23 protein-coding genes and 1 tRNA gene are annotated in these 25,231 nt (G+C 74.2%); 14 read left to right on the forward strand and 10 right to left on the reverse strand.

Going from position 1 to position 25,231, the window contains the following annotated elements; translation table 11 throughout:
* Positions 1 to 44: 44 nt before the first annotated feature.
* On the forward strand, positions 45 to 431 hold the full coding sequence (locus E4622_RS10675; RefSeq protein ID WP_134740166.1) for a ClpX C4-type zinc finger protein: 387 nt from the start codon (positions 45 to 47) through the stop codon (positions 429 to 431).
* Here the strand turns inward: E4622_RS10675 and E4622_RS10680 are convergent.
* Positions 363 to 1,565 (reverse strand): cytochrome P450, encoded by a 1,203-nt coding sequence (locus E4622_RS10680; RefSeq protein ID WP_134740167.1) that lies wholly within the window; start codon positions 1,563 to 1,565, stop codon positions 363 to 365. The two genes, E4622_RS10675 and E4622_RS10680, sit on opposite strands and share 69 nt — an antisense overlap.
* Positions 1,566 to 2,002: 437 nt before the next feature.
* Between E4622_RS10680 and E4622_RS10685 the strand changes: the two genes are divergently transcribed.
* From E4622_RS10685 to E4622_RS10695, 3 genes are all read left to right on the forward strand, one after another.
* Positions 2,003 to 2,076, forward strand: a tRNA-Phe gene (locus tag E4622_RS10685).
* 235 nt (positions 2,077 to 2,311) lie between these two features.
* Complete coding sequence (locus E4622_RS10690) at positions 2,312 to 3,244, forward strand: permease (protein WP_134740168.1); 933 nt, start codon at positions 2,312 to 2,314, stop codon at positions 3,242 to 3,244.
* Positions 3,232 to 3,957 (forward strand): TIGR03943 family protein, encoded by a 726-nt coding sequence (locus tag E4622_RS10695; RefSeq protein ID WP_134740169.1) that lies wholly within the window; start codon positions 3,232 to 3,234, stop codon positions 3,955 to 3,957. The genes E4622_RS10690 and E4622_RS10695 overlap by 13 nt, the downstream gene beginning before the upstream one ends.
* Before the next feature lie 4 nt (positions 3,958 to 3,961).
* Here E4622_RS10695 and E4622_RS10700 read toward each other — a convergent pair whose 3' ends face one another.
* Positions 3,962 to 4,405: a Fur family transcriptional regulator gene (locus E4622_RS10700; RefSeq protein ID WP_134740170.1), complete on the reverse strand. Its 444-nt coding sequence runs from the start codon at positions 4,403 to 4,405 to the stop codon at positions 3,962 to 3,964.
* Between the two features lie 242 nt (positions 4,406 to 4,647).
* On the opposite strand from E4622_RS10700, the gene E4622_RS10705 reads away from it, so the two are divergent.
* Positions 4,648 to 4,926 (forward strand): HU family DNA-binding protein, encoded by a 279-nt coding sequence (locus tag E4622_RS10705; RefSeq protein ID WP_134740171.1) that lies wholly within the window; start codon positions 4,648 to 4,650, stop codon positions 4,924 to 4,926.
* A 52-nt stretch (positions 4,927 to 4,978) separates the two neighbouring features.
* Here E4622_RS10705 and E4622_RS10710 read toward each other — a convergent pair whose 3' ends face one another.
* Genes E4622_RS10710 through E4622_RS10720 form a run of 3 tightly spaced genes read right to left on the reverse strand, consistent with a single transcriptional unit; the run spans position 4,979 to position 8,139 of the window.
* A complete protein-coding gene (locus E4622_RS10710; protein WP_134740172.1) occupies positions 4,979 to 6,130 on the reverse strand; it encodes an acetyl-CoA C-acetyltransferase in 1,152 nt (383 codons plus the stop codon).
* A gap of 30 nt (positions 6,131 to 6,160) precedes the next feature.
* Positions 6,161 to 6,961: an SDR family oxidoreductase gene (locus E4622_RS10715; RefSeq protein ID WP_134740173.1), complete on the reverse strand. Its 801-nt coding sequence runs from the start codon at positions 6,959 to 6,961 to the stop codon at positions 6,161 to 6,163.
* On the reverse strand, positions 6,958 to 8,139 hold the full coding sequence (locus tag E4622_RS10720) for an acyl-CoA dehydrogenase family protein (protein ID WP_134740174.1): 1,182 nt from the start codon (positions 8,137 to 8,139) through the stop codon (positions 6,958 to 6,960). Before E4622_RS10720 ends, E4622_RS10715 begins: the two co-directional genes overlap by 4 nt.
* An 84-nt stretch (positions 8,140 to 8,223) precedes the next feature.
* Between E4622_RS10720 and E4622_RS10725 the strand changes: the two genes are divergently transcribed.
* From E4622_RS10725 to E4622_RS10735, 3 genes are read left to right on the forward strand one after another with little or no spacing between them, the layout of a single operon-like run.
* Entirely contained in the window at positions 8,224 to 9,399 is a 1,176-nt protein-coding gene (locus E4622_RS10725; RefSeq protein ID WP_134740175.1) for an acyl-CoA dehydrogenase family protein, read from the forward strand.
* Positions 9,396 to 10,373, forward strand: coding sequence for an acyl-CoA dehydrogenase family protein (locus tag E4622_RS10730; RefSeq protein WP_134740176.1), 978 nt, complete (start codon positions 9,396 to 9,398; stop codon positions 10,371 to 10,373). The genes E4622_RS10725 and E4622_RS10730 overlap by 4 nt, the downstream gene beginning before the upstream one ends.
* 2 nt (positions 10,374 to 10,375) lie before the next feature.
* Positions 10,376 to 11,476: an acyl-CoA dehydrogenase family protein gene (locus tag E4622_RS10735; protein ID WP_134740177.1), complete on the forward strand. Its 1,101-nt coding sequence runs from the start codon at positions 10,376 to 10,378 to the stop codon at positions 11,474 to 11,476.
* 3 nt (positions 11,477 to 11,479) lie between these two features.
* Here the strand turns inward: E4622_RS10735 and E4622_RS10740 are convergent, their stop codons facing one another.
* Positions 11,480 to 12,424: an NADP-dependent oxidoreductase gene (locus tag E4622_RS10740; protein ID WP_134740178.1), complete on the reverse strand. Its 945-nt coding sequence runs from the start codon at positions 12,422 to 12,424 to the stop codon at positions 11,480 to 11,482.
* Between the two features lie 119 nt (positions 12,425 to 12,543).
* Here E4622_RS10740 and E4622_RS10745 point away from each other — a divergent pair, with 119 nt between their 5' ends.
* A complete protein-coding gene (locus E4622_RS10745; protein WP_134740179.1) occupies positions 12,544 to 13,119 on the forward strand; it encodes a TetR/AcrR family transcriptional regulator in 576 nt (191 codons plus the stop codon).
* 16 nt (positions 13,120 to 13,135) lie between these two features.
* Here E4622_RS10745 and E4622_RS10750 read toward each other — a convergent pair whose 3' ends face one another.
* Entirely contained in the window at positions 13,136 to 13,879 is a 744-nt protein-coding gene (locus E4622_RS10750; protein ID WP_134740180.1) for an SDR family oxidoreductase, read from the reverse strand.
* 68 nt (positions 13,880 to 13,947) lie between these two features.
* Here E4622_RS10750 and E4622_RS10755 point away from each other — a divergent pair, with 68 nt between their 5' ends.
* The gene (locus tag E4622_RS10755; RefSeq protein WP_280633755.1) at positions 13,948 to 14,814 is read left to right on the forward strand and encodes a LysR family transcriptional regulator; all 867 of its coding nucleotides are present in this window, start codon (positions 13,948 to 13,950) and stop codon (positions 14,812 to 14,814) included.
* 6 nt (positions 14,815 to 14,820) lie between these two features.
* Here E4622_RS10755 and E4622_RS10760 read toward each other — a convergent pair whose 3' ends face one another.
* The gene (locus E4622_RS10760) at positions 14,821 to 15,444 is read right to left on the reverse strand and encodes a TetR/AcrR family transcriptional regulator (RefSeq protein WP_134740181.1); all 624 of its coding nucleotides are present in this window, start codon (positions 15,442 to 15,444) and stop codon (positions 14,821 to 14,823) included.
* A 63-nt stretch (positions 15,445 to 15,507) separates the two neighbouring features.
* Here E4622_RS10760 and E4622_RS10765 point away from each other — a divergent pair, with 63 nt between their 5' ends.
* Positions 15,508 to 17,133 (forward strand): AMP-binding protein, encoded by a 1,626-nt coding sequence (locus E4622_RS10765; protein WP_209021869.1) that lies wholly within the window; start codon positions 15,508 to 15,510, stop codon positions 17,131 to 17,133.
* A 9-nt stretch (positions 17,134 to 17,142) separates the two neighbouring features.
* Here E4622_RS10765 and E4622_RS10770 read toward each other — a convergent pair whose 3' ends face one another.
* The gene (locus tag E4622_RS10770) at positions 17,143 to 17,643 is read right to left on the reverse strand and encodes a hypothetical protein (protein ID WP_134740182.1); all 501 of its coding nucleotides are present in this window, start codon (positions 17,641 to 17,643) and stop codon (positions 17,143 to 17,145) included.
* A complete protein-coding gene (locus E4622_RS10775) occupies positions 17,643 to 18,029 on the reverse strand; it encodes a hypothetical protein (RefSeq protein ID WP_134740183.1) in 387 nt (128 codons plus the stop codon). Before E4622_RS10775 ends, E4622_RS10770 begins: the two co-directional genes overlap by 1 nt.
* A 290-nt stretch (positions 18,030 to 18,319) precedes the next feature.
* On the opposite strand from E4622_RS10775, the gene E4622_RS10780 reads away from it, so the two are divergent.
* The 3 genes from E4622_RS10780 to E4622_RS10790 are packed head-to-tail and all read left to right on the forward strand — an operon-like array spanning position 18,320 to position 25,182.
* A complete protein-coding gene (locus tag E4622_RS10780) occupies positions 18,320 to 20,635 on the forward strand; it encodes an aminotransferase class III-fold pyridoxal phosphate-dependent enzyme (RefSeq protein WP_167736047.1) in 2,316 nt (771 codons plus the stop codon).
* Complete coding sequence (locus E4622_RS10785) at positions 20,632 to 21,978, forward strand: hypothetical protein (protein WP_134740185.1); 1,347 nt, start codon at positions 20,632 to 20,634, stop codon at positions 21,976 to 21,978. The genes E4622_RS10780 and E4622_RS10785 overlap by 4 nt, the downstream gene beginning before the upstream one ends.
* 15 nt (positions 21,979 to 21,993) lie before the next feature.
* On the forward strand, positions 21,994 to 25,182 hold the full coding sequence (locus tag E4622_RS10790) for a response regulator (RefSeq protein ID WP_134740186.1): 3,189 nt from the start codon (positions 21,994 to 21,996) through the stop codon (positions 25,180 to 25,182).
* The last annotated feature ends 49 nt before the right edge of the window (positions 25,183 to 25,231 follow it).

Consider the following 25,231-nt stretch of genomic DNA (forward strand, 5'->3'; position numbering starts at 1 on the left):
CCGGGAGCCACCGGCCGGCCGCGCCGAGGAGAAGGAGCACCCAGATGGACGCGACGCTCGAGGGCAAGATCTGCTCCTTCTGCGGCAAGCCGGGCAGCCGGAAGAACAGGCTGGCCGGCGGGCTGGGCGCGATGATCTGCTTCGAGTGCATCGAGTACTTCCACCAGGACATCAGCTCCGAGAGCCGCGTGGCGGCCCAGACCCGGCCCGTGTGGGACGAGATGTCCGACGCCGACCTCCTGCACACGTTCACGCTGGTGCTGAGGTCGGCCGAGCAGAACACCGCCTTCGCCGGCGAGTGGGTCGAGCTCCTGCGCCGGCGCAAGCTGTCCTGGGCCGAGATCGGCAAGGCGCTCGGCGTGTCACGCCAGGCAGCGTGGGAGCGGTTCTCCACCACCTCCACCAGCCGCCGCCGCGACGCCTCGGCCTGACCGCGCCGAGCGCGGCTGCAGCGTCACCGCGAGCCCCACGGGCAGCAGCGTCGTGCGGGGGTCGGCGGTGACCGTCCCCGGAGCGCGGGACACGCGGACCTCGTGGACGACCGTCAGCAGGATGCTGACGAGCAGCGACAGCGCGAAGTGCTGCCCCGGGCACCGGTGCAGCCCCTGCCCGAAGGGCAGGAAGAAGCCCGGGGGTGCCGACGTCGCCCAGCGCTCGGGACGGAACCGCGACGCGTCGTCCAGCACCCGCTCGTCGCGCTGCAGTGCGTAGGGGCTGAGCATGAACGTGTGGCCCGCGCTGAACTCGTAGCCGCCGAGCCCCACCGGGCCGGTGGCCGTGCGGGTGATCAGCCAGGTGGGGGGATGGAGGCGAAGGACCTCGCGCACGAAGGCCACCGCCCGTGGGTAGGAGGACAGCGGTGGCGCCTGCCCGTCCTCGAGGTGCTGGGCGAACAGGGCCGCCTCCGGCTCCAGCCGCTCGGCCTGAGGGGCGTGGTCGCTGAGGCACAGCAGCATCCAGGCCGCCGCGGCGCCGGGCACGCGGTCGGCGGCGAGCAACGCGCCCACGAGCATGTGGGCGCACTCCTCGAGCCGAGCGGCGTCGAAGCCGCGAGCCACCTGCGCGGCGTGGTCGGGGAAGGCGTCGGGGTCCTCCATGCGCGAGCGCAGGAGCGCCCGGACGAGTCCCATCGTGTGCTCGTAGTGGCGCAGGATCCTCCGGCGGGCCGGGGTGACGCGGTTGGCCGGGAGGGCGAAGGGGTTCCCGATCATCGCGGACAGCGCCTCGAGCAGGTCCGAGGCGGAGCCGGCGACCGCGTCGGCGCCGGGACCGAAGGTGTGCCGGGCCATCGCCCGCGAGGTCACCCGCTCCAGGGCCGGCAGCGGGTCGAAGGGCAGGCTGCGACCCGGCGCGAGCCCCCCGAGCAGCTCGCGCCTCGTGAGTGCGCTGACCACGGTCCGCAGCGGTGCGACGGCGCTCGGGCGCAGCCCGGGGTTGAGGTGGCGACGCGACGCGATGACGCCCTCGGCGACCGCAGCCGGGAGCCGCCGCTGGAGGAAGTCCTCCCGGACGCCGAACCGTCGGTCGGTGAGCACCACTCGGGCCAGCCCGCCGTCGGTGACCACGGTCGTGCGCCGGTCGAACGTCGCCAGTCCCGGGTAGCTGCGGTGGACCGACGCCAGGAAGCCGAGCCGGTCCTCCTCGTAGTCCTGCAGGTTGCCGGACAGGAACCGACCGGCTGGCCCCGGAGGACGCGCGCCGATGACCTCAACCCCAGTAGTAGCCGGCGGTGACCCCCCGACCCTGGACCCGCAGGATGACGCGTGCCACCGAGAATCTGATGCGCTTCATGTCCACTCCCCACTCCACCGCGTCAAGTATGTCCTGACGCAGCTCGAGGCTAGCCCCGCGCGACGGCGGATCGCCTCAGCGACACGTCCATCGCGGCACCCGGCGTGCGCGGTGACGGCCCGCGACGGCCAGAGCCGCTCGCCCGTCCCGATGCCTCCCGTGGCCCCGTTGCTGTGTATGCTCGTCGCCGTCCGGGATGGTCCCCGGTGATGGCCAGGTAGCTCAGTTGGTACGAGCGTCCGCCTGAAAAGTGGAAGGTCGGCGGTTCGACCCCGCCCCTGGCCACCCGCACCGAACGCCCCCGCCGGAGCTCCGGCGGGGGCGCTCGCGTCTTCGACCCAGAGACGCTTCCGAGGACGTCCCGAGGCAGGCACGCTGCCGACGGCGTGTTCGCGCCGCAGCAGCCTGCCTGCGGTGCAGACTGCTAACGAGAATGATCGTCATTCTGAGTTAGCCACCGGAGGCAGATATCGACGCATCCGCCGACACCCGGCGACGCCCGGACGACTCCCTGAGTCAGATGTGGGTCGTCTTCGGCGTCGTCATCGTGCTGCTGGCCTGTCAGCGACTGCTGGTGAGCCACGTGGACCACGCGGCCCTGTCGACCTGGGGCACGATCTTCGTGGCCATCGTCGTGCAGTCGACGCCGTTCCTCGTGGGCGGCGTCCTGCTGGCCTCGGTGATCGCGACCGTGCTGTCCGAGCGGGTCGTACGCCGGATGATCCCGTCGAACCCGGCGCTCGCCGTCCCCGTCGCCGGCCTGGCGGGCATCGCGCTGCCCGGCTGCGAGTGCGCGTCCGTCCCGGTCGCCAGCAGCCTGATGAGCCGCGGCGTGGCACCGGCGGTCGCCCTGACCTTCCTGCTCGCCGCACCGGCGGTCAACCCGGTCGTGCTCGTGTCCACGGCCGTCGCGTTCCCCGGCCGCCCCGAGGTGGTGCTGGCGCGGTTCGTCGCCTCGCTGCTCACCTCGGTGCTGGTCGGCTGGCTGTGGCTGCGCCTCGGCGGGAGGGTCCCGCTGCTCAACCCCCGCGCTGCTCACGCCCACGGGGCCGGCGCCACGCAGCGGTTCCTCGACAACGTGCGCCACGACTTCGTCCACGCCGCCGGCTTCCTCGTCCTCGGGGCGATGCTCGCCGCCGCGGTCAATACTTTCGTGCCCCGCCACGTCGTCGACGGCGTCGCGGGGCACGTCCTGCTGGCGATCGTGACGATGGCGGCCTTCGCGTTCGTCGTCGCCCTCTGCTCCGAGGCCGACGCCTTCGTCGCGGCGAGCCTCACGGCGTTCTCCGACACGGCCACGCTGGTCTTCATGGTCGTGGGCCCGGCGATGGACATCAAGCTCGCGTCGATGGAGGCCGGACAGTTCGGCCGCGCCTTCGCGCTGCGGTTCGTCCCGCTCGTCCTCACCGTCGCCGTCGGCTCGGGCTGCGCGATCGGCTGGTGGCTCCTGTGACCCGGGCGACGCAGGGCGTCCTGCTGACGCTGGTCGGCGCCGTGCTGATCCGGATCACCGTCGACGACACCTACCTGCGCTACGTCAACACCTGGATGCGGTGGCCGGTCCTGCTCTGCGGGGTGGTCCTGGTGCTGCTGTCGGTCTCCGACCTGGTCACCTCCTCGCGCGACCCTCGGTCCGAGTCGGACGGCGACGAGGACCGGGAGGACGTCGCCCACCGGGTCCCGAGGGCGGCGTGGCTGCTGTTCCTGCCTCCGTTGGTCATCTTCTTCGTCTCCCCTCCGGCCCTGGGCGCGTTCCTCGCCGAGCGTGCCACCGAGGCCCCGCCGCCGAGCAGCGGCCAGCTGGACTCGATGCTGGCGCCGCTGCCCGACGAGGACCCGGTCGAGATGGGCGTGACCGAGTTCTTCGTGCGTGCGGTCTACGACCAGGGCGTCTCGCTCCCGGAGCGCCGGGTCAGCCTCGTGGGCTTCGTGAGCCTGGACGAGGACGGCCACTGGTACGTCACCCGCCTGGGCATCAACTGCTGCGCCGCCGACGCCACCGTGACCCGGGTCGTCGTCCGGGGCGCGGACGCGCCGCCTCGCGACCAGTGGGTCCGCGTGACCGGGACCTGGGTCGACGGATCCGGGACCGAGGAGGACACGGCTCCGGCGGTCGACGCCGAGGACGTGACGACCGTGGAGGCTCCGCGCTACGAGTACGAGTGAGGGCTCAGGAGCCCGACTCCTCCAGGCCCGAGCTCTCCTGGCAGGGCGTGCAGACCCCGAACAGCTCGAGCGTGTGGCGCACGTCCTCGTAGCCGTGCTTCTCGGCCACGGACGTGGCCCAGCGCTCGACGGTCGGGCCCGTGATCTCCACCGTGCGTCCGCACTGCCGGCAGACCAGGTGGTGGTGGTGCGAGGCGCCGCAGCGGCGGTAGACCGCCTCGCCCGCGTCGGTCTTGAGGACGTCCAGCTCACCGGAGTCGACCATGGCCTGGAGGGCGCGGTAGACCGTGGCCAGCCCGACCCGCTCGCCGGCCCGCCGCAGCAGCTCGTGCACGTCCTGGGCGCTGCGGAAGTCGTCCGAGGACGCCAGGACGTCCTCGATCGCGCGTCGCTGACGCGTCGAGCGCACCACGCGCGACGGGTCGGTGTCGGCACTCCCTGCAGCCATGGGCTCCACTCTCAACGAGGTCGACGGTGGCCCATCGACGACGGACCTGCGAACGCTTCTCAATCTAGCGCCCGGCGAGCGGTGGCCGACTGCGCCACGTCGAGAGCTCGCCAGCCACCCGGCTAACGAGCCCTGCTAATGAGAACGGACCTCAGCGCGGGTAGGGTTGCGCGCCGCACGACCCCGTCCCCCGTCGAGGGGGCGCGACCCCACCGCGGGAACGCCCGCACAAAGGAGCACACATGAACCGCAACGAACTGCGTGAAGCCGTCGCGACCGAGACCGGCCTGAGCGCCGCCGACGCCGACCGCGCGATCACCGCCGCCTTCGGCGCCATCTCCTCGAGCCTCGCCGCCGGCGACAAGGTGACCGTCTCGGGCTTCGGCATCTTCGAGACCCGCCAGCGCGCCGCGCGCACCGGCCGCAACCCCCAGACCGGCGAGACGATGGAGATCGCGGCCAGCACCGCGCCCGCGTTCAAGCCGGCCGCCGCGCTGAAGCGGCTCGTCTCGGAGGGCTGAGACCCACGCCGGGGCCGGCCCACCGGTCGGCCCCGGCACCCCGAGCGTCCTCTCAGAGACGCTCGATGATCGTGACGTTGGCCTGGCCCCCGCCCTCGCACATCACCTGCAGGCCGTAGCGGCCGCCGGTGCGCTCGAGCTCGTGCAGCATGGTGGTCATCAGCCGGGTGCCCGTGGCCCCGATGGGGTGGCCGAGCGCGATGCCGCCGCCGTTGACGTTGGTCCTGGCCGGGTCCGCGCCGGTCTCCTCGGCCCACGCCAGCACGACCGAGGCGAACGCCTCGTTGACCTCGAAGAGGTCGATGTCGTCGATGCTCATGCCGGTCTTCGCCAGCGCCCGTCGGGTCGCGGGGATCGGCCCGGTCAGCATCCACACCGGGTCGTCGGCGAGCACGCTCAGGTGGTGCACGCGCGCCCGCGGCGTGAGGCCGTGGTCGGCCACGGCCCGCTCGGAGGCGATCAGCATCGCGCTGGCGGCGTCGGAGATCTGCGACGCCACGGCGGCCGTGATCCGCCCACCCTCCTCCAGCGGCCTGAGCCCGGCCATCTTCTCGAGGCTGGTGTCGCGGCGGGGTCCCTCGTCGACGGCGACGTCCCCCAGCGGCTCGATCTCACGGTCGAAGCGCCCCTCGTCGATCGCCGTGATCGCGCGGCGGTGGCTCTCGTAGGCGTAGGCCTCCATGTCCTCGCGGCTGATGTCCCACTTCTCGGCGATCATCTGCGCCGAGCGGAACTGCGAGACCTCCTGGTCGCCGTAGCGCGCCACCCAGCCGGGCGACTCCGCGAACGGCGTGGAGAAGCCGAACGGCTGCCCCACGACCATGGCCGAGGAGATCGGGATGGCCGACATGTTCTGCACTCCGCCGGCGACGATCAGGTCGGCGGTCCCGGACATGACGCCCTGGGCGGCGAAGTGGACGGCCTGCTGGCTCGAGCCGCACTGCCGGTCGATGGTCACCCCGGGGACGTGCTCGGGCAGTCCGGCGACGAGCCAGGCGGTCCTCGCGACGTCCCCGGCCTGGGAGCCGATCGTGTCGCAGCAGCCCAGGATCACGTCGTCGACGGCGCCGGGGTCCACGCCGCTGCGGCGCATGAGCGCGCCCAGCGCGTGGCCGCCCAGGTCGGCGGAGTGGACGCCGGCCAGGCCGCCGCCGCGGCGGCCGACGGGCGTGCGCACGGCGTCGACGATGTAGGCCTCAGGCACGGGATCCTCCAGGGATGGTCGGGGCGCCGGTCATGCGTGCTGGCTGCTGACGGAGACGACCTCGCCGGTGAGGTAGGACGAGTAGTCGCTGGCGAGGAAGACCATGACGTTGGCGATCTCCCAGGGCTCGGCGGCGCGGCCGAAGGCCTCACGGCCCTTGAGCTCGGCGAGCAGCTCGTCGCTGGTGACCTTGGCGAGGAAGGGATGCATGGCGAGGCTGGGCGAGACGGCGTTGACGCGGATGCCGTGCTCGGCGACGTCCATCGCCGCGCTGCGGGTCAGGGCCATGACGCCGGCCTTGGCGGCGGCGTAATGGGCCTGGCCCTCCTGGGCGCGCCACCCGATGACCGAGGCGTTGTTGACGATCACGCCGCGGGTGCCGTGGGCGATCATCCGCCGGGACGCGGCGCGCACGCACCGGAAGGTGCCGGTGAGGGTCACGTCCAGGACCAGCGACCACTGCTCGTCGGTCATGTCGAGCACCGAGGCGGTGCCGCCGAGGCCGGCGTTGTTGATCATCACCTCGACGCCGCCGAAGGGCTCCGCCGCGTCGAGCAGCGCCTGGACGTCCTCCTCCTTCGTCACGTCGCAGCGCACCGAGGTGACCCGCTCCGCGCCGAACTCCGCGCCCAGCGCGTCGGTCGCCTCCGCGAGGCGGCGCTCGTGGGTGTCGCCGAGGACGACCGCCTTCGCACCCTCCTCGAGGACCTTGCGGGCCACGGCCGCGCCGATGCCGGCGCCGGCGGCGGCGGTCACCACGACGGTGCGGCCCGCGAGCAGGCCGTGGCCGGGGACGTAGTCGGGGGCGGGCTGCTCGGCGCGGGAGGTCATCCTCGCGGCTCCTTCGGTAGGCCGAGCACACGCTCGGCGATGATGTTGCGCTGGACCTCGTCGGAGCCGCCGTAGATCGTGTCGGCCCGGCTGAACAGGAAGAGCGTCTGCAGGTCTCCCAGACCGTACGGCGGTGAGGTGACGGTGAGCGCCTCGCCGCCGAGCACGTCCATCGCCAGCTCGCCGAGCTCGCGGTGCCACCGGGCCCACAGCAGCTTGGAGACCGAGGCCTCCGGGCCCTGCGAGCCGGAGTCGTAGGCGCTCAGCGTGCGCAGCGCGTGGGTGCGCATGACCTCGAGGCCCAGCCGGGCCTGCGCGATCCGGTCGGCGATGACCAGGTCGTCGAAGGCGCCGGTGCGCCGGGCCTCGGCGACGACGCGGTCGAGCTCGCGCGCGAAGCGGACCTGCTGGCCGATCGTGGAGACGCCGCGCTCGAAGCCGAGCGTGGCCATCGCGACCCGCCACCCCTCGCCCGGCTCCCCCACGACCAGCCCGGCCTCGGTCTCGGCGCCGTCGAAGAACACCTCGTTGAACTCCGAGGTGCCGGTCAGCTGCTGGATCGGGCGGACCTCGACGCCGGGCTGGTCCATCGGCACGAGCAGGTAGGCCAGTCCCGCGTGTCGCTGCGAGCCGGCCTCCGAACGCGCCAGGACGAAGCACCAGTCGGCCTGGTGGGCGAGCGAGGTCCACACCTTCTGGCCGTCGACGACCCAGCGGTCGCCCTCGAGGCGGGCCTTGGTGCGCACGCCGGCCAGGTCGGAGCCGGCCCCCGGCTCGGAGTAGCCCTGGCACCACAGCTCGGTGACGGCGACGATGCCGGGCAGGAAGCGCGCGCGCTGCTCGTCGGTGCCGAGCGCGATCAGGGTCGGGCCGAGCAGCTCCTCGCCGAGGTGGTTGACCGTCGCGGGGGCATCCGAGCGGGCGTACTCCTCGTGGAAGATCACCTGCTGGAAAAGGCTGAGGCCGCGACCGCCGTGCTCCTCGGGCCAGCCGAGGCAGGTCCACCCGGCCTTCGCCAGGTGCTGGTTCCACGCGAGCCGCTCGGCGTGGGCCTCGTGCTCGCGGCCCGAGCCGCCCAGGCCCTTGAGCTCCGCGAACTCCCCGACGAGGTTGTCCTCGAGCCAGGACCGCACCTCCGCGCGGAAGGCCTCGTCCGCCGCGGAGTAGGTCAGGTCCATGCTTCGCACCGTACCAAACCAAGCACTTGTTTGGTACGGTGCCGAGCATGACCGAGCAGGACACGGCCGCGCCATGAGCCCGCGATGAGTCTGGAGTTCAGCCGGTCCGAGGACGCCTTCCGGGCGGAGGCCCGGGCCTGGCTGGCCGAGCACCACCCGGGTCGCCTCCCCTCGATGGACACCGACGAGGGCGCCGCCGCCCACCGCGCCTGGGAGCGCACCCTCGCGGAGGGCCGCTGGTCGGTCGTGGGCTGGCCCGAGGAGCTCGGCGGGCGCGACGCCTCGCTCACCGAGTGGGTGATCTTCGAGGAGGAGTACTACCGCAGCGGCGCCCCGACGCGCATCGCCCAGAACGGCATCTCGCTGCTCTCGCCCATCCTGTTCGAGCACGGCACGCCCGAGCAGCAGCAGTGTTACCTGCCGCCGATGACCGACGGCACCGAGGTGTGGGCCCAGGCCTGGTCCGAGCCCGAGGCCGGCTCCGACCTCGCCGGCATCCGCAGCCGCGCCACCCGCGACGACGAGCGCGGCGGCTGGGTGCTCGACGGCCAGAAGATCTGGAGCTCGCGCGCGCCGTTCGCGGACCGCGGCTTCGGGCTCTTCCGCAGCGACCCGGACGCCGAGCGGCACCGCGGCCTGACGTACTTCCTGTTCCCGCTGGACGCTGACGGCGTCACGGTGCGTCCGATCGCCCAGCTCGACGGCGACGCGGGCTTCGCCGAGATCTTCTTCGAGGGCGTCTTCGTGCCCGACGCCGACGTGCTGGGCGGCGTGGGCGACGGCTGGCGGGTCGCGATGAGCACCGCCGGCAACGAGCGCGGGCTCTCGCTGCGGGCCCCCGGCCGGTTCCTCGCCGCGGCCGACCGGCTCCTCGCGCTGTGGCAGGAGCGCGGCGCCTCCGCCCCGCACCTGGCCGACCGGGTCGTCGACGCCTGGATCGGCGCGCACGCCTACCGGCTCTACACGTGGGGCACCGTCGACCGGCTCCAGGGCGGCGGCGACCTGGGCGCCGACGGCAGCGTCAACAAGCTCTTCTGGTCCGAGCTCGACGTGGACCTGCACGAGACCGCGCTCGACCTGCTCGGACCCGAGCAGGAGCTGCGCGGCGAGGGCGCGCCCCGTGACGGCGCCTGGGTCGACGACTACCTCTTCTCGCTGGGCGGCCCCATCTACGCCGGCACCAACGAGATCCAGCGCAACATCGTCGCGGAGCGCCTGCTCGGCCTGCCCCGCGGCGACAACCGGAGGGCGGGAGCATGAGGTTCGCCCTCTCGGAGGAGCAGCAGGCGTTCGGCAAGGCGGTCGAGGCCCTGCTCGCGGCCACCGACGTCCCGGCCGCGACCCGGGCCTGGGCGAGCGGGGACACCGCGGCCGGAGAGGCCCTCTGGGGCCGGCTCAGCGAGCTCGGGGTCACCGCCCTGGGCGTCCCCGAGGAGTTCGGCGGCATCGGCGGCTCGCCGCTCGACCTCGTCGTCGCGCTTGACCGGATCGGCTACCACGGCGCGCCCGGCCCGTACGTCGAGTCCCTCACCCTGGCCCCCCTGCTCCTGGCCGGCACCTCGCAGGACGGGCTGCTCGAGCAGGTGGCGGAGGGCGCGGCCCGGGTGAGCGTCGCGGCGCCGCCGCTCGCGCCGTACGCCCTCGACGCGGAGTCCTCGCACACCTTCCTGCTGGCCGACGGCGCGCTGTCGCACGCGATCGTGGAGCGACCCCTCACCTCCGTCGATCCGGCGCGCCGGCTCGCGGCGGTCACCGCCGGCGAGCCCGTCGGCCAGGTGCCGCCGGCGACCGTCGACCTGGCCCTGGACCACGCCGCCCTCGCCGCCTCGGCCGTCCTGGTCGGCGCGGGGCAGCGGCTGCTCGACGAGGCGGTCGCCTACGTCGGCCAGCGCCGCCAGTTCGGTCGCGCGATCGGTGAGTACCAGGCGGTCAAGCACGCCCTGGCCGACGTGCGCGTGGCCCTCGACTTCGCCCGCCCGCTGGTGCACGGCGCCGCGCTCGAGCTCGGCGACCGCTCGGACGTCGCCGCGCGCGACGTCTCCGCGGCGAAGGTCGCCGCCTCCGAGGCCGCCCACCTCGCCGCCCGCACCGCCCTGCAGGTGCACGGCGCGGTGGGCTACACCCTCGAGCTCGACCTCAGCATCTGGATCCTGAAGGTGCGGGCCCTGGTGGGCGCCTGGGGCGCACCGGCCCACCACCGGGCCCGCGTCCTCGACAGCCTGACGGGAGCCTGACGATGCGTTTCGCGCTGAGCGAGGAGCAGGAGGAGCTGGCCGCCGCCGTACGCGGGCTGGTCGAGCGCCGCGCCGGCAGCGTCGACGTCCGCGCGGCCGCCGCCTCGGAGCGCGGCTACGACGAGGAGCTCTGGGGCACCCTCAGCAGCCAGATCGGGGTCGCGGCGCTCGCCGTCCCCGAGGAGTACGGCGGCGCCGGCTTCGGGCTGTTCGAGACCCACGTGGTCCTGGAGCAGCTCGGGGCGTCACTGACCCCCTCGCCGCTGCTGGGCTCCGGGGTCGTCGCCGCGCAGGCGATCCTGGCCGCGGCAGGCCCCGCCGACTGCGAGCGGCTGCTGCCCGGCATCGCCGAGGGCACCACGATCGCGGCCCTCGCCTGGGCCGACGCCCGCGGACGTTGGCGCACGGACGCCAGCGACGTGCGCGCCACCGAGGCCGACGGCTGGACCCTCACCGGCACCGCCAGCCTGGTGCTCGACGGGCCCGGCGCCGACGTGCTGCTCGTGGTCGCCGACACCGGCGCGAGCCTCGGCCTCTTCGAGGTCGACCCTGCGGCCGCCGGCGTGACCCGGACCGCCACCCCGGCCGTGGACCTCACCCTGCAGCTCGCGGAGGTGAGCCTCGAGTCCGCACCGGCGACCGCGCTGTCGACGAACGCCGCCGGGGCGCTCGAGCGCGTGCGCGCCGTCGCGACCGTGGCCGTCACCGCGCTGCAGGTCGGCGGCGCCCAGGCCGCGATGGACCGCACCGTGGCCTACCTCAAGGAGCGCGAGCAGTTCGGCCGGCCGCTGGGATCCTTCCAGGCCCTCAAGCACCGGGCCGCCGACATGCTGGTAGCCGTGGAGACCGCTCGCTCGATGTCCTGGTCCGCCGCCTGGGCCGCCGCACAGGACAGCCCGGACCTCTCCCTCCAGGCCTCGCTCGCCAAGGCCTGGTGCACCGACGCCTTCAACGCCGTCGCGGCCGAGACCGTGCAGCTGCACGGCGGGATCGCGATCACCTGGGAGCACGACGCGCAGCTCTACTTCAAGCGCGCCCACGCCACCGCCCAGCTCTTCGGCGCCGCCCACGAGCACCGCAGGCGGATCCTCCAGCACGTCTGAGGGTCAGGCGTCGGGGGCCAGCACGACGACCTTGCCGCTGAGCGTGCCCGCGGCTGCCTGCGCGTGCACGTCCACGAGCTCCTGCAGCGGCACCCGGTGGGCGACGTCGACGCGGAGGTCGCCGCGATCCACGCGCGCCACGAGCCCGGCGAGCTGGTCGGCGTCGCTGCGGACGTAGAGGTCGACGGCACGCACGCCGCGGGCCTCGTCGCCGGGAGCCGGCATCCAGACGGTGGTGCTGACGACCACGCCGCCGTCCGCGACCCGGGCGGCCAGCGCCGTGAAGGTGTCGGGGTCGACGGGCGCGAGGTTGAGGAGGACGTCGACCGGCTCGCCGACCGCGGCGGCGACGTCGGTGGAGGTGTGGTCGACGACCTCGTCAGCACCGAGGTCCAGGACGTGCTGGCGGTGGTCCGCGTCGGCCGTGGCGACGACGTGGGCCCCGACCTGGTGCGCGAGCTGGACGGCGTACCCGCCGACGGCGCCGCTGGCGCCGTTGACCAGGATCCGCTGCCCGGCCTCGAGCTTCGCGTGCTCGAACAGCGCCTGCCAGGCGGTCAGGCCCACCAGCGGCAGGGCCGCGGCGTCGGTCAACGGGATGCTGCGCGGAGCCGCCGTCAGGTCCTGGGCCGGCGCGAGGGCGAGCTCGGCGGCGGCACCGTCGCCGACCATCGGGAGGAAGCCGATCACGCGGTCGCCGACCGCCCAGCCGGTGACGCCCTCGCCCAGCGCGTCGACCGTGCCGGCGACGTCGATGCCCGGCGTGTGCGGCAGCGAGACCGGAATGGGGCCCTGCATGTAGCCCGCACGGATGTTGCCCTCGACGGAGTTGAACGTCGTCGCCGCGACGCGGAGGAGGACCTCGCCCGCACCCGGGGCGGGTGCGTCGACGTCCTCGTAGCGGAGGACCTGCGGGTCGCCGAACTCGTGGAACCGAACTGCCTTCATGGCGTGCTGCCCTTCTCGGGGATCTGCGTGAGTGGTGCTGACGCTAGTCCTAAGCGGACGAAACCGTCCACTTATTCCACCGGGCGGCCGGCGAGCGTGAGTCGGGGTTGAATGGGGCCATGGCCGAGACGGGCGCCGCGGGTCACCGCGAGCTGCGCAGCGACGCGCACCGCAACCGCGAGCGCGTCGTCGAGGCCGCCGTCGCCGCGCTGCACCGCGAGGGTCTCGCGGTGCCGATGGCCACGATCGCGGCCGAGGCCGGCGTGGGGGTGGGGACGCTCTACCGGCACTTCCCCACGCGGGACGACCTGCTGGAGGAGCTGACCCTGCGGTCGTTCCGGCTGATGGTCGACCGGCTCGCGCACGCCCGCGAGGCCGGCGGCACGGCGACGGAGGTCCTGCGGGTCTTCCTGCGCGCCGTCATCGCCGACCGCGACGACATGGTGCTGCCCTCCACCGGCGGCCCCGCGGTCCCCGGCAAGGCGGCCCGGGCGGTGCAGGCCGAGCTGCACCGGGCCATCCGCGACGTGCTGGACCGGGGCGCGGCCGACGGGACCGTCGTACGCGACGTGGCGGTGTCGGACATCGCCTGGCTCGGCGCCACGCTGGCGCAGCCGGGGCGGCCGGGTGCTGCCTGGGAGCGGATCTGCTTCCGGCTGCTCGACACCTACCTCGCCGGCCTCGGGACCCCCTGACCCACTGGGCATCAGGTCACCAGGGCACGACGCCGTCGTCGTCGAAGAAGCCGCCGGTCGGGCCGTCGTCCGGCAGGGTCGCGAGGCGGATCGCCGTCGCGGCGCCCTGCTGGGGGGTGCGGTGCCCGCGGAAGCCGTTGAGGTCCGTGGCGACGTAGCCCGGACAGGCCGCGTTGATGAGGACGGGCGAGCCCGCCAGCTCCTTGGCGTACTGGACGGTGACGGCGTTGAGAAAGGACTTCGACGGCGAGTAGGCGACCGCCACCGGGCCGCTGTCGGCGTCCGGGTCGGTCTGGCGGGCGAGGGAGCCCACGCTGCTGGACATGTTGACGATCCGCGGCGCCGGCGAGCGGCGCAGCAGGGGCAGCATCGCGTTGGTCACGCGGATGACGCCGATGACGTTGGTCTCCACCGCGTCGCGCACGACGTCGAGGTCGGCCGTGGTGGGGGTCTGCGCCATGCCGCCGGTGATGCCGGCGTTGTTGACCAGCGCGTCCAGGCGCCCGCCCTGCTCCTCCAGCAGCTGTGCGGCGGCCGCGACGCTCGCGTCGTCGGTGACGTCGAGGGGTACGCCGAACGCGTCCACGCCGCTCTCCCGCAACCGGGTCACGGCCTCCTCACGGCGCTGCTCGTCACGGGCGCCGACGCCGACGCGCCAGCCGAGGGCGCCGAGGCCCGCCGCGATCTCGTAGCCGATCCCCTTGTTGGCGCCGGTGACCAGCGCGGTCTTCTGGGTGTCCTGGTTCGTGTCTGTGCTCATGGGTCGAGCCTGTCGCGGCCGGCGCCGCTCCCCAACACCGATCAGGTGGGCAGCGATACCGTGGAGGTATGGACACCGTCACCGGTCTGGAGACGCGCGAGCTGCGCTACTTCGTGGCGGTCGCGGAGGAGCTGCACTTCGGCCGGGCGGCGGAGCGGCTCGGCATGGCGCAGCCGCCGCTCTCGCGTGCCATCAGCCAGCTCGAGCGCCGCGTGGGCGCCACCCTGCTCGACCGGACCAGCCGACGGGTCACGCTCACCGAGGCCGGGCAGGTGCTCCTCGAGGAGGGCCGCGCCGCACTGGAGGCCGTCGAGGCTGCCGGACGCCGCGCCCAGCGCGCCGCCCTGGCCGCCACCGGGCAGGCCTCGGTCGTGCTCACGGCCAAGGCCGGCGCGTCCAGCGAGCTGCTCGCCAAGCTGCTCGACGCCTACGCCGCCGAGCCCGGCGCCGCCACGGTCGACGTCCACCTGTGCGGGCCCGGCGAGCAGGAGCGGCTGCTGCGCGACGGGCGCGCCGACGTCGCCCTGCTGCACCGGCCCTTCGACGCGACGGCCGGCTTCGACACCGAGGACCTCGTGACCGAGGGCCAGGTGGTGCTGCTGCCCGCCGGCCACCCGCTGAGCCTGCGCAGCGAGATCACGCTCGCGGAGGTCGCCGAGCTGCCCGGGCTGCCGCTGCCGCGCTGGCCCCGCCGCGACGGCAGCTTCGCCGACGGGCCCGGTCCCCAGGTGCGCGACCACACGCAGGTGCTGCAGCTGATCGCGCTCGGCCGCGCGTGCGCGGTCCTGCCGGAGTCGGCCGCGGCCACGCTGGGCCGCGACCTGTCCGCCGTACGGGTCTCGGACGCACCCGACGTCACCACCGTCATCGCGTGGCCCGCGCACAGCCGCTCGCGGGCCGTGGCCGGGCTGGTGCAGGCGGCGCTGCGGCTCTAGGCGTGCTCAGTCCTGGCGGAGCAGGCCGCCGTGGAGCATGGCGAGGTACTGGTCGGCGACGGCCTGGTGCTGGAGGCGGCCGTCGGGGCGGTACCACCGCACGGTCGCCCAGACCGCGTCGCGGACGAAGCGGTAGACGACGAGCGGGTCGAGGTCGTCGCGGAACTCCCCGGACCGCTGCCCCTCCTCGAGCACGCCGAGCCAGACCTGGTTGACCTCGGTGCTGGTCTCGCCGACGAAGCCGAGCTCCGGCAGGCTGGCGATGACCGCCGACTCGTTCTGGTAGAGCGCCACCGCGTGCGGGCTGGCGTGGATGGTGGCGAAGGCGCTGCGCACGAGCCCGTCCAGGCTCTCGCGCGGGCTGCCGCCACGCTCGATGCTCTCGACGAACCCGGCCAGGAGGGTCCGCATGAAGTCCTGGAGGATCTCCTGCAGCATCGCCTCCTTGGAGTGGAAGTGGTGGTAGAGGCTGCCGGAGAGGATCCCGGCCTCGTCCGCGATGTCGCGCACGGTCGTCTGGGAGTAGCCGCGGGTGGCGAAGAGCTCCTCCGCGATGGCCAGCAGCTCGGCGCGTCGGGTCGAGCCCGGGCCGCCGCTCGGACGGCGTCGAGGTCGGTCGTCGTCGCTCATCGCGGCCCTTCCGGTCGGGTACCGTAGGTTACCAAACAAGCACTTGGTCAGTGAGGAGCACCCGTGGCGACACCGGACACCATCCCGGCCCTCCTCGAGCAGGCGGCGACCCGCCACGGCGACCGACCGGCGTTCGTCGACGGCGACACGATCCTCACCTACGCCGGGCTCGCCGAGGAGGTCGTGCGCGCCGCTCGCGGACTGCGGTCCCTCGGGGTGCAGCCGGGCGACCGGGTGGCGGTGTGGGCGCCCAACCGCACGGAGTTCGCGCTGGCCCTGCTCGGCGCGCAGAGCCTCGGGGCGGCGCTGGTGCCGCTCAACACCCGCTACCGCGGGCACGAGGCCCGGGTCGTCCTGGAGCGCTCCGGTGCGAGCGTGCTGGTCGTCGCCGACGGCTTCCTGGACACCCACTACACGCGGATGCTGCGCGAGTCGGCGCCCGACGGAGCCGACGACTCGCTGCCCGTCTCGGGGCCTGTCTCGGGGCCTGACTCCGGGCCGGTCGCCGGGCTGCCCCGGCTGCACACGGTCGTGGACCTCGGCGACGGCGCGGAGGAGGGCACGCTGCCCTGGGCCGAGCTCCTCGCGCGCGGCGAGCAGGTGCCGGTCTCCGAGGTGGCCGAGCTCGCCGCGGCGGTCACTCCCGACACCGTCTGCGACATCCTCTTCACCTCCGGCACGACCGGAGTGCCCAAGGGCGTGATGAGCAGCCACCGCCAGACGCTCGGGGTCGCGGCGGTGTGGGCCGGGGGCGCCGGGCTCACCGACCAGGACCGCTACGCCGTCATCAACCCGTTCTTCCACAGCTTCGGCTACAAGGCCGGGATCATCGCCGCGATGACCGCCGGCACGGCGATCCACCCGGTGCCGGTCTACTCCCCGGAGAGCCTGATGGAGCTCATCCAGCGAGAGCGGATCACGGTGCTCCCCGGGGCGCCGACGCTGTTCCTCACCCTGATCAACCACCCGCGGCTCGCCGAGTTCGACCTGTCCTCGCTGCGCTTCGCGATCGCGGGCGCGGCCACGGTGCCCGAGACGCTCTTCGAGCAGATGCTGGACGTCCTCGGCTTCGACCAGGTCGCGCAGGCCTACGGCCTGACCGAGTGCGTCGTCGCCACCCAGTCGCGACCCGGCGAGGACCCCCGCCACGTGGCCGAGACCACCGGCCCGGGTGTCCCGGGCATCGAGGTCCGCGTGGTCGACGAGCACGGCCAGGACGTCGCGGTGGGTGCCGACGGCGAGGTCCTGCTGCGCGGCGACAACGTGATGCTGGGCTACTTCGAGGACCCCGAGGCCACGGCCGAGGCGATCGACCCCGACGGGTGGCTGCACACCGGCGACGTCGGTCGCCTCGACGAGCACGGGTGCCTGAAGATCACCGACCGGATCAAGGACATGTTCACGGTGGGCGGCTTCAACGTCTACCCCGCCGAGGTCGAGAACGTGCTGAGCGCCCACCCCGACGTCGTCGAGGCCGCGGTCGTGGGCGTGCCCGACGAGCGCATGGGCACGGTCGGCCGCGCCTACCTCATCCTGCGCGAGGGTGCCGTGGCCGACGCGGCCGGCCTGACGGCGTACTGCCGCGAGCGGCTGGCCAACTTCAAGGTGCCTCGGGACTTCGTGGCCATCTCCGAGCTGCCGCGCAACGCGAGCGGCAAGGTGTTGAAGAAGGACCTGCGCTCGTCGTGAGCCCACCGGTCAGGTGAGGTCGGTGCGGCGGGTCCACCACCGCGGGTCGAACCGGGTGAGGGCCGCGATGGCGGCGCCGAGGAGGACCAGGCCTGCGACCGTGAGGTAGGGCGAGGCGCGTGCCCAGGCGAGCAGCACGGGGTGGAAGCCGGTCAGCGCCAGGTCGTCGGAGACGGCGCGCGCCGCCACCTCCTCGCCGGCCTCGGGCGACGGTCCGCCGTAGCGGTTGCTGACGTCTCCGTCGGCGGAGGGCCACGTGGCCTCGCAGGTGGTGGGCTTGCCCGGTGGCGGGCCGACCCGGCAGCGCGCGTCGTCGGCGACCGCGGCCGTGACCGCCCGGTCCTCGACCCACCCGCTCGCGGCGCCGTGCATGAACAGCCAGACGGGTGCGCCGAACAGCACCGCCGCGCACCCCACGAGCAGCACCGGCATCAGGACCCTGACCAGCAGCGGGCGACGGCTGGGCCTGAGGTTGAGCGGTCGGTCGAAGTCGGAGGCCTGCTCCCCCACTAGCCGGCCTCCCGCTCGCGCGTGACAGCGAGGCGACGTACGCCGCCGAGGCCACGGCGGTAGCGGACGTGCTCGGCGTGCTCGTCGAGCGCGCTGTAGAGCGTGTGGTGGGCGGCCCAGGGCAGCGGCTCGTCGCCCGTGCGCCAGCTGCCGCCGAAGGCCACCCACACGGGCACCCAGTCGGCGGCGGCGTCCCAGGCGCCGCGGCGGGCCTCGACCAGCCGGCGACGCAGCTGGAACGCCGCCCGCGGACCGTCCTCGTGCACCGGCGCCGTCGCCACCGGCCACACCCACAGGTCGAGCGCCATCAGGTCCAGCTCCAGGTCACGCAGCGCGGACGGCGCGACCAGCACGGTCGCGACGTTCTCATGCGGCACCCGCCTCATGGCCAGAGACGCTAACCGACGCCGCCCCCCGCGTCACCGGTTCCTCCACAGCTGGGTTGTCTGGGTCGGGGGCAGTTTCCCCAAGGTATGCAGGGAAGACGTCACTTCCCTCGGGTTGCAGCGCCCGGGAAGTGACAGTTGCCCTGCATACCTTGGTGAAACTGCGACCTCAGCGCCACGCCGCATCCGCAGCGAGCGCCATGGGTGGTCCGGTCGAGGTCATGCCCGCGAGTACCCCGGTCCCCTGCCTCCACACCCGCCCGGACGGGTGGCTCCGACAGGATGGGGCCATGACGCTCGACGACGTGCTGCAGGAGCCGGCCCCCGAGCTGGGCGCCGAGACCGTGGACCGGCTGCTGACACAGGGCTGGGGCCGCGGCTCGGCGCCCGTGCGCGCCCTGCCCAGCGAGCGCGACCTCAACGCGCTGGTCGGCGACGGGCACGTCCTCAAGGTCTCGAACCCCGCCGAGCCCCGCGAGAGCATCGAGCTCGAGGTCGCGGTCATGGCGCACGTCGAGGCCACCGATCCCGACCTGGTGATGCCCCGCACCGTCCCGACCACCAGCGGCGCCCCACTCCTGGAGACCGTCGACGACACCGGACGACCGTGCCTGGCCCGGCTGGTCACGGTGGTGCCGGGCGAGATCCTCGAGGGCACGAGCCTCACCGTGTCGCTGGCCGAGCAGGTGGGGGCGCTCGCGGCTCGCACGAGCGTGGCCCTGCAGGGCTTCTTCCACCCCGCGGCGGGCGGGCGCGGCCTCGACTGGGACGTACGCCGCCTGCCCGACGTCATCGCGGGCGCGCTGGCGTCCGGCGTGCTCGACGCGACGCGCGAGCCGGTGCTCGCCGGGCTGCCCGAGCGGGTCGGCGGCTCGCTGCGCGCCTGCGCCGCGCTGCCGTCCGGCGTGCAGCACGCCGACGTCACGCTCACCAACGTGCTGGCGCAGGACGGCCACGTCACCGGGGTCATCGACTTCGGCGACGTCCACCACACGGCCCGCGTGGCCGACCTCGCCGTCACGCTCACGGCCGTGCTCCGCAACTCCGGCCCCCAGGACGTCGGGCTGTGGGACCTCGCCGCGGCGGTGCTGCGCGGCTACCAGCGGCGCTCGCCCCTCGCCCCCGAGGAGGTCGCCGTGCTCGGCGATCTGGTGCTCGCGCGGCTGGCCGTCTCGACCCTGATCTCGCGCACCCGCGCGGTCGAGCACACCGACAACCTCACCTACATCACCCAGTACGACGACGCCAACGCGCGCGTCCTCGCGGAGCTGGCGGCGCTGACGCCCGAGGACCTGCGCGGCCGTCTGCACCGCCTCGCCGGCACCGCCGAGCCGGACCTCGGGGGGGACCTCGGGGGGGACCTCGGCGCGCGCCGCGCCGCCGTCATGGGCGGCCCGCTGTCGCCGCTGTTCTACCGGCGGCCGCTGGAGGTCGTGCGCGGCGAGGGCCCGTGGCTGGTGACGGCCGACGGGCGGCGGATGCTCGACGCCTACAACAACGTCGCCGTCGTGGGCCACGCGCACCCGATCGTGACCCGGGCCGTCACCCGCCAGCTCGCGCAGCTCAACACGCACTCGCGCTACCTGCACCCCGGTGTGGTCCGGCTCGCCGAGCGCCTGGTCGCGAGCATGCCCGACGGGCTGGACACCTGCCTGTTCACCACCTCCGGCACCGAGGCCAACGAGCTGGCCTGGCGCCTGGCCACCGAGGCGACCGGGGGCGACGGCGCGGTCATCGCCCGTCACGCCTACCACGGCAGCACCCGCTGGATGGCCGACCTCAGCCCCAACGAGTGGCCGGCCGGGCACCGACCGGACGGCGTGGCGCTGTTCGAGGCGCCCTACGGAGCGCCCGACGCCCTGACCGCCGAGGTGGCGGCCGGCCGGGTGCGCGACGCGGCCGCGGAGCTGGCGGCGAGCGGGCACCGCGCCGCCCTGGTGCTGGCCGACAGCGGGTTCACCAGCGAGGGCGTGCGCGACGCCCCGGCGGCGTACCTCCAGGGCCTGGTCGACGGCGCGCACGAGGCCGGCGCGCTCTACCTCGCCGACGAGGTCCAGGTGGGCTACGGGCGCACGGGCCCGCAGCTGTGGCGCTTCACGCTGGCCGGGGTCACCCCCGACATCGTCACGCTCGGCAAGCCGATGGGCGCGGGCTACCCCGTGGGCGCCGTCATCACGCGACGCGAGATCGCCGACGTGCTCGCTCGCCGCTACGAGTACTTCTCCACCTTCGCCGCCACCCCCGTGGCCGCGGCGGCCGGCAACGCGGTGCTCGACGTGCTCGAGGACGAGCGGCTGCCCGAGCGCGCGGTCGCGGTCGGCGAGCACCTGCGCGCCGGCGTGCGCGCCCTGTCGGCACGGCACGACGCCCTCGGCGAGGTGCGCGGCACCGGCCTCCTAGCCGGGGTCGATCTCCTCGCCGGGCGCGACCACGCCCGCGACGTGCTCGCCGGGCTCGTCGACCGAGGCGTGCTCGCCGGGCTGACCGGGCCCGGCGGCGTCGTGCTCAAGGTGCGCCCGCCGCTGGTGTGGGAGACCGAGCACGCCGACCTCTTCCTGGCCGCGCTCGACGACGCGCTGGCCGGCCCGATGAGGGCAGGCAGATGAGGGGCCGGCCCCGCTTCGAGACCGTCGCCCGGCTGCGGCCGGTCGAGCTGGTCGTCCCGGACAGCGAGGTCGCCGGCGTCGCGCCGTACGTCGCCGTGCAGGCCGACGTGGCCGGCCCGGGCCCGGTGACGCTCACGCTGTCCAGCGGCGACACCCGCCTCACCGCGACGTACGACGGCGAGCTGACGCTGGCGGTCACCACCGGCGAGCGGACCACGCGCCACCGCAGCCGCCGCGCCGCGCGACCGGACGGGCCGGTCGAGGCGGTGGCGCTGACCCTGACCGGTACCCACGTGGCGGTGCTGGGCCGCGAGGCCGGGGGGTGGACGGCTCGCGGCCGCGTCGACCTCAGCGAGCGCGTCGACACCCGTGACGAGGCCTGGCTGGCCGGGCTGGCCGCCGGCGCGGACGGGCCGGTCGGCGAGGTGCGCTCGGGCGGGTTCGGCCAGCTGGGCCTGCGCGACCTGCGGCTGGTCACCCACGCCGACGGCACGCCCTACCGGGACGGCGACCAGGCGCTGCTCACCGCGACCAGCGCCGGGCCGGGCTTCTTCGACACCGCCCACACCTCGGTGTGGGGCCTGGAGCCCGAGCGGCTGGAGCTGCGCCACCGCGGCGACCTGTTCTTCCGGCGCCAGGACCGTCCTGGGGTCTACGGCGACCACGCCACGCACCTGGTGCGCGACGGCGACGCGTGGCTGGTCGCCACGAGCACCTGGGGCGACTTCGACCGGGCCGCCCCGGGCGCGACCGTCGGGGTGACCCTGGCCCGGACGACGAGCGACCTGACCCGCGGCCGGCACGTGCTCGACACCCGGCCGCTCGACCTGCCCACCGCGGGGCTGCGTTCCGTAGGCGTCTGGGACCCGCACCTCGTACGCGACGGCGGCTCCTGGCTGGTGGCCTACGTCAGCGCCCGGCGGTTCTTCGCCTTCCACCCCGTCCTCGCGACCGGCCCGGACCTGGACCACCTCACCCTCCGGGCGGCGTCGGAGCGCCGGCGCGCGACCGAGGGTCCGACCCTGGCCCGTCTCGACGGTGAGTGGCGCCTGCTGGCCAGCGACGGCCGCGAGGGGCGGGTCGGCCAGCGCGCCCGCTACCCGGTGTTCGACCTCGACCTCGCCGAGGTCGACACGCTCGACGCCCCCTACCACTCCAACATCCCCTGGCCGACCCTGCTGCCCGTCCGGGAGGGCGACGACAACGAGGTCCTCCTGATCGGTTTCGACGCGACACCCTATGGAGGGCGCCTGATCGGGTACGGGAGCCATGGCGACGTGGTCGTGTCCCGCGCCCTCGTTCCCGGCAACGCGCACGGTGGCGTGCCAGGAGGGGCAAGATAGGGGTCGGAGGACCACATGGTGCACACGCAGGACCTGCTCGCCGGCATCGCCGCGGACAGTCCCGACGGTCTGTGGGTCGTCGACGCCGAGGGCGCCACGGTGTTCGCCAACCCGCGGATGGCCGAGATGCTCGGACGGCCCGGCGAGGACCTCTCCTCGGTCACGCTCCGCGACGTGGTCGACGAGGAGGGCCGCGAGCAGCTGGAGGCCCACCTGCAGCAGATGCGCGAGGGCCATCCCGGCGAGCACAACCTGGACTCGCTCGTGGTCCGGGCCGACGGGTCCCGGGTCTGGACGCTCGTGAGCTGGGCGCCTCTGCGGTCGCCCGGCGGCGAGCCCCTCGGGTGGCTGCACCGGATCAGCGAGTACGCCGAGCGCAAGAGCCTCCTCGACACCCTGCAGGACCGCGAGCACCAGCTCGCGGCCGCCCAGTCGCTGGCCCACCTCGGCAGCTGGGAGTGGACCATCGCCACCGACACGATCTGGTGGTCCGACGAGCTGCACCGCATCTACGGGCTGCGCCCCGGTGAGTTCGAGGCGACGTACGACGCCTTCCTGGCGCACATCCACCGCGACGACCGTCCGCTGGTGGAGGAGGCGATCGCCCAGGCCTTCGCCGGGTCCGACAGCTTCGGGTGGGAGGCGCGCATCACCCGGGCCGACGGCGAGCAGCGCTGGGTGCGCGGGCTGGGCGTCGTCGAGCGGGACGAGGACGGCACGCCGCTGCGCATGCGCGGCACCGCCCAGGACATCACCGACCTCGTGCGCGCGGGCGCCGAGGCAGCGGAGGCGACCAGGCGGCTGCACCTGCTGCGGCAGATGGCCGAGGCCGCCAACCAGTCGAGCAGCCTCGGCGACGCGCTCGGCCACGCCGCCGACGCGCTCGACGGGACGAGCGGCTGGGACCCCCTCTGCGTGCTGGTCCGCGAGGAGCCGGACGGCCCGATGGTCACGCTGCCGCTGCCGCTGGCACCCGACAGCTGGCTGCCCGGACCCGACCTCGACCTGGCCGAGCGCAGCTGGCGCTCGGGGCTGATGGAGATGATGCCGCTGCCGGGACACGAGGGCACCCACACGCTCGTGGCGGTGCCGGTCGTCGGCGGCCCGGACGTCGCCTGCGTGATCGAGCTCGTGGCCGACGAGGTCCCCCCGGACGAGACCTCGCGCCAGCTCATCCAGCAGGTCGTCGACCAGCTGAGCCGCGTGGCCGAGCGCGAGCGCAGCGCCGCCGACCTCGCCGCGGCCCGCGACAGCGCCATGGAGGCCTCCCGGCTCAAGTCGGAGTTCCTCGCCACGATGAGCCACGAGATCCGCACTCCCATGAACGGCGTCATCGGCCTCAACGACCTGCTCCTTCGCACCGACCTGGACGAGCGGCAGCGGCGGCTCGCCGAGGGGCTGCGCGGCGCCGGGCTGACCCTGCTCAGCCTGATCAACGACATCCTCGACCTGTCCAAGATCGAGAGCGGCAAGCTCGAGCTCGAGGCGGCCGACATGGACATCCGCTCGGTCTTCGAGCAGACCGCGGCGGTGCTCGCCGGGCCCGCCCACGAGAAGGGTCTCGAGCTCGTCGTGGCCTGCCATCCCGACGTCCCCATGCACGTCAACGGCGACTCGGTGCGCCTGGGCCAGATCCTCACCAACCTGGGCTCGAACGCCGTGAAGTTCACCGACCGGGGCGAGGTGGCGATCCGGGCGTCCGTGGCCGAGCGCACCGAGGAGGACCTGCTGCTGCGCGTCGAGGTCTCCGACACCGGCATCGGGATCAGCGAGTCCGACCGGGTGGGCCTCTTCGACGCCTTCACCCAGGCCGACCTGTCCACCACGCGAGAGCACGGCGGCACCGGCCTCGGGCTCGCGATCTCCCAGCGGCTGTCCGCGGCCTTGGGCGGGGAGATCGGGTTCGACAGCACCCCGGGCCGGGGCAGCACCTTCTGGTTCACCGCCCGCCTCGGGCTGGCCGGCGGGGAGGGCCCGGGGCCCGGTGGGCGCAACGGCTCGACGTCCCCGCTGCGGGGGCGGCGCGTGCTCGTGGTCGACGACAACGAGACCTCCCGCACGGTGCTGCTGGAGCAGCTGGGGTCCTGGCACCTCACCTGCGTGCCGGCGGCCACGGCCGAGGAGGCCATGGCCGAGGTGGTGCGCTCGTCGCAGGAGCGGGCGCCGTTCGACGCGGTGCTGCTCGACCTGACGCTGGACGCCACCGACGGTCTCGCGCTGGCCGCCCGGATCCGGGCCGCCGTACCGTTCGCGCCGCCGCTGCTGCTGCTCACGCGCGACCAGGCCGTCTCGGCAGGCCGCACCCGTGCCTCGGGCATCGCCGCGACGCTGACCAAGCCGGTGCGCTTCTCCGACCTCTACGACGCCCTGCTCCTCGTCGTCGTCGGGGAGGCGCCGACGCCGTCGCCGTCCCGCTCGCCGTCGATCGCACCGCTGGGCGTGCGCGCCCTGGTGGTGGAGGACAACGCCGTCAACCAGATGGTGGCCACCGGGCTGCTGGAGGCGCTGGGCTGCCGGGTCGACGTGGCGGGCAACGGCGTCGAGGCGGTGGAGCAGCTGCGGGCCGAGCACGAGTACGACGTGGTGCTGATGGACTGCCGGATGCCGCTGCTCGACGGCTACGACGCCACGCGGGCGATCCGCGCCACCGAGCAGGACCGCCACGTCCCGATCATCGCGATGACCGCCTCGGCGCTCGAGGGCGAGCGCGAGCGCTGCCTCGAGGCCGGCATGGACGACTTCCTCACCAAGCCCGTGGACCCCTCGCAGCTGGCCCGCGCGCTGTTCCGCTGGGTGCCGGCAGCGCGCACGCCCGGGGTGGCCGACGCGGCGCCGGAGGCGCGCCCGGGCGACGTCGTCCTCGACCCCGCCCGGGTCGCGATGCTGGCCTCGCTGGTCAAGGACGGCGTCAGCTTCTTCGACCGCACGCGCACGTCGTTCCTCTCCCGCGTCGACCTGGCGCTCGCCGAGGTGCGCGAGGCGGTCGCCAGCGACAACGCCCCCGGCGCCGAGGCGTCCGCCCACCAGCTCAAGGGCAGCGCCCTCAACCTGGGCCTGCTCCAGGTCGGCGCCGCCGCGGGCGCGGTGGAGACCTACGCCGGCACCGGCTCGGTCGAGGGCATCGAGCCGCTCCTGGAGGCCCTCGCGGCGACCGTCGTGACCGGCATCGACGCCTTGAACGCGGCGCAGGCGCCTCCCTCCTGACGGCTGTGGCCCGGCTCGGTGGCGAGGACCAACGGCCGCCGGCTTTCTT

It is taken from the genome of Nocardioides sp. 503, assembly GCF_004522095.1.
GTDB lineage: Bacteria > Actinomycetota > Actinomycetes > Propionibacteriales > Nocardioidaceae > Nocardioides.

Bases quoted from the DNA above. Each gene is read 5' to 3' on its own strand.
- E4622_RS10675 (WP_134740166.1), top strand. From the start codon at position 45: ATGGACGCGACGCTCGAGGGCAAGATCTGCTCCTTCTGCGGCAAGCCG.
- E4622_RS10690 (WP_134740168.1), top strand. From the start codon at position 2,312: ATGTGGGTCGTCTTCGGCGTCGTCATCGTGCTGCTGGCCTGTCAGCGA.
- E4622_RS10700 (WP_134740170.1), bottom strand. From the start codon at position 4,405: ATGGCTGCAGGGAGTGCCGACACCGACCCGTCGCGCGTGGTGCGCTCG.
- E4622_RS10705 (WP_134740171.1), top strand. From the start codon at position 4,648: ATGAACCGCAACGAACTGCGTGAAGCCGTCGCGACCGAGACCGGCCTG.
- E4622_RS10715 (WP_134740173.1), bottom strand. From the start codon at position 6,961: ATGACCTCCCGCGCCGAGCAGCCCGCCCCCGACTACGTCCCCGGCCAC.
- E4622_RS10720 (WP_134740174.1), bottom strand. From the start codon at position 8,139: ATGGACCTGACCTACTCCGCGGCGGACGAGGCCTTCCGCGCGGAGGTG.
- E4622_RS10725 (WP_134740175.1), top strand. From the start codon at position 8,224: ATGAGTCTGGAGTTCAGCCGGTCCGAGGACGCCTTCCGGGCGGAGGCC.
- E4622_RS10730 (WP_134740176.1), top strand. From the start codon at position 9,396: ATGAGGTTCGCCCTCTCGGAGGAGCAGCAGGCGTTCGGCAAGGCGGTC.
- E4622_RS10735 (WP_134740177.1), top strand. From the start codon at position 10,376: ATGCGTTTCGCGCTGAGCGAGGAGCAGGAGGAGCTGGCCGCCGCCGTA.
- E4622_RS10740 (WP_134740178.1), bottom strand. From the start codon at position 12,424: ATGAAGGCAGTTCGGTTCCACGAGTTCGGCGACCCGCAGGTCCTCCGC.
- E4622_RS10745 (WP_134740179.1), top strand. From the start codon at position 12,544: ATGGCCGAGACGGGCGCCGCGGGTCACCGCGAGCTGCGCAGCGACGCG.
- E4622_RS10750 (WP_134740180.1), bottom strand. From the start codon at position 13,879: ATGAGCACAGACACGAACCAGGACACCCAGAAGACCGCGCTGGTCACC.
- E4622_RS10755 (WP_280633755.1), top strand. From the start codon at position 13,948: ATGGACACCGTCACCGGTCTGGAGACGCGCGAGCTGCGCTACTTCGTG.
- E4622_RS10760 (WP_134740181.1), bottom strand. From the start codon at position 15,444: ATGAGCGACGACGACCGACCTCGACGCCGTCCGAGCGGCGGCCCGGGC.
- E4622_RS10775 (WP_134740183.1), bottom strand. From the start codon at position 18,029: ATGAGGCGGGTGCCGCATGAGAACGTCGCGACCGTGCTGGTCGCGCCG.
- E4622_RS10780 (WP_167736047.1), top strand. From the start codon at position 18,320: ATGACGCTCGACGACGTGCTGCAGGAGCCGGCCCCCGAGCTGGGCGCC.
- E4622_RS10785 (WP_134740185.1), top strand. From the start codon at position 20,632: ATGAGGGGCCGGCCCCGCTTCGAGACCGTCGCCCGGCTGCGGCCGGTC.
- E4622_RS10790 (WP_134740186.1), top strand. From the start codon at position 21,994: ATGGTGCACACGCAGGACCTGCTCGCCGGCATCGCCGCGGACAGTCCC.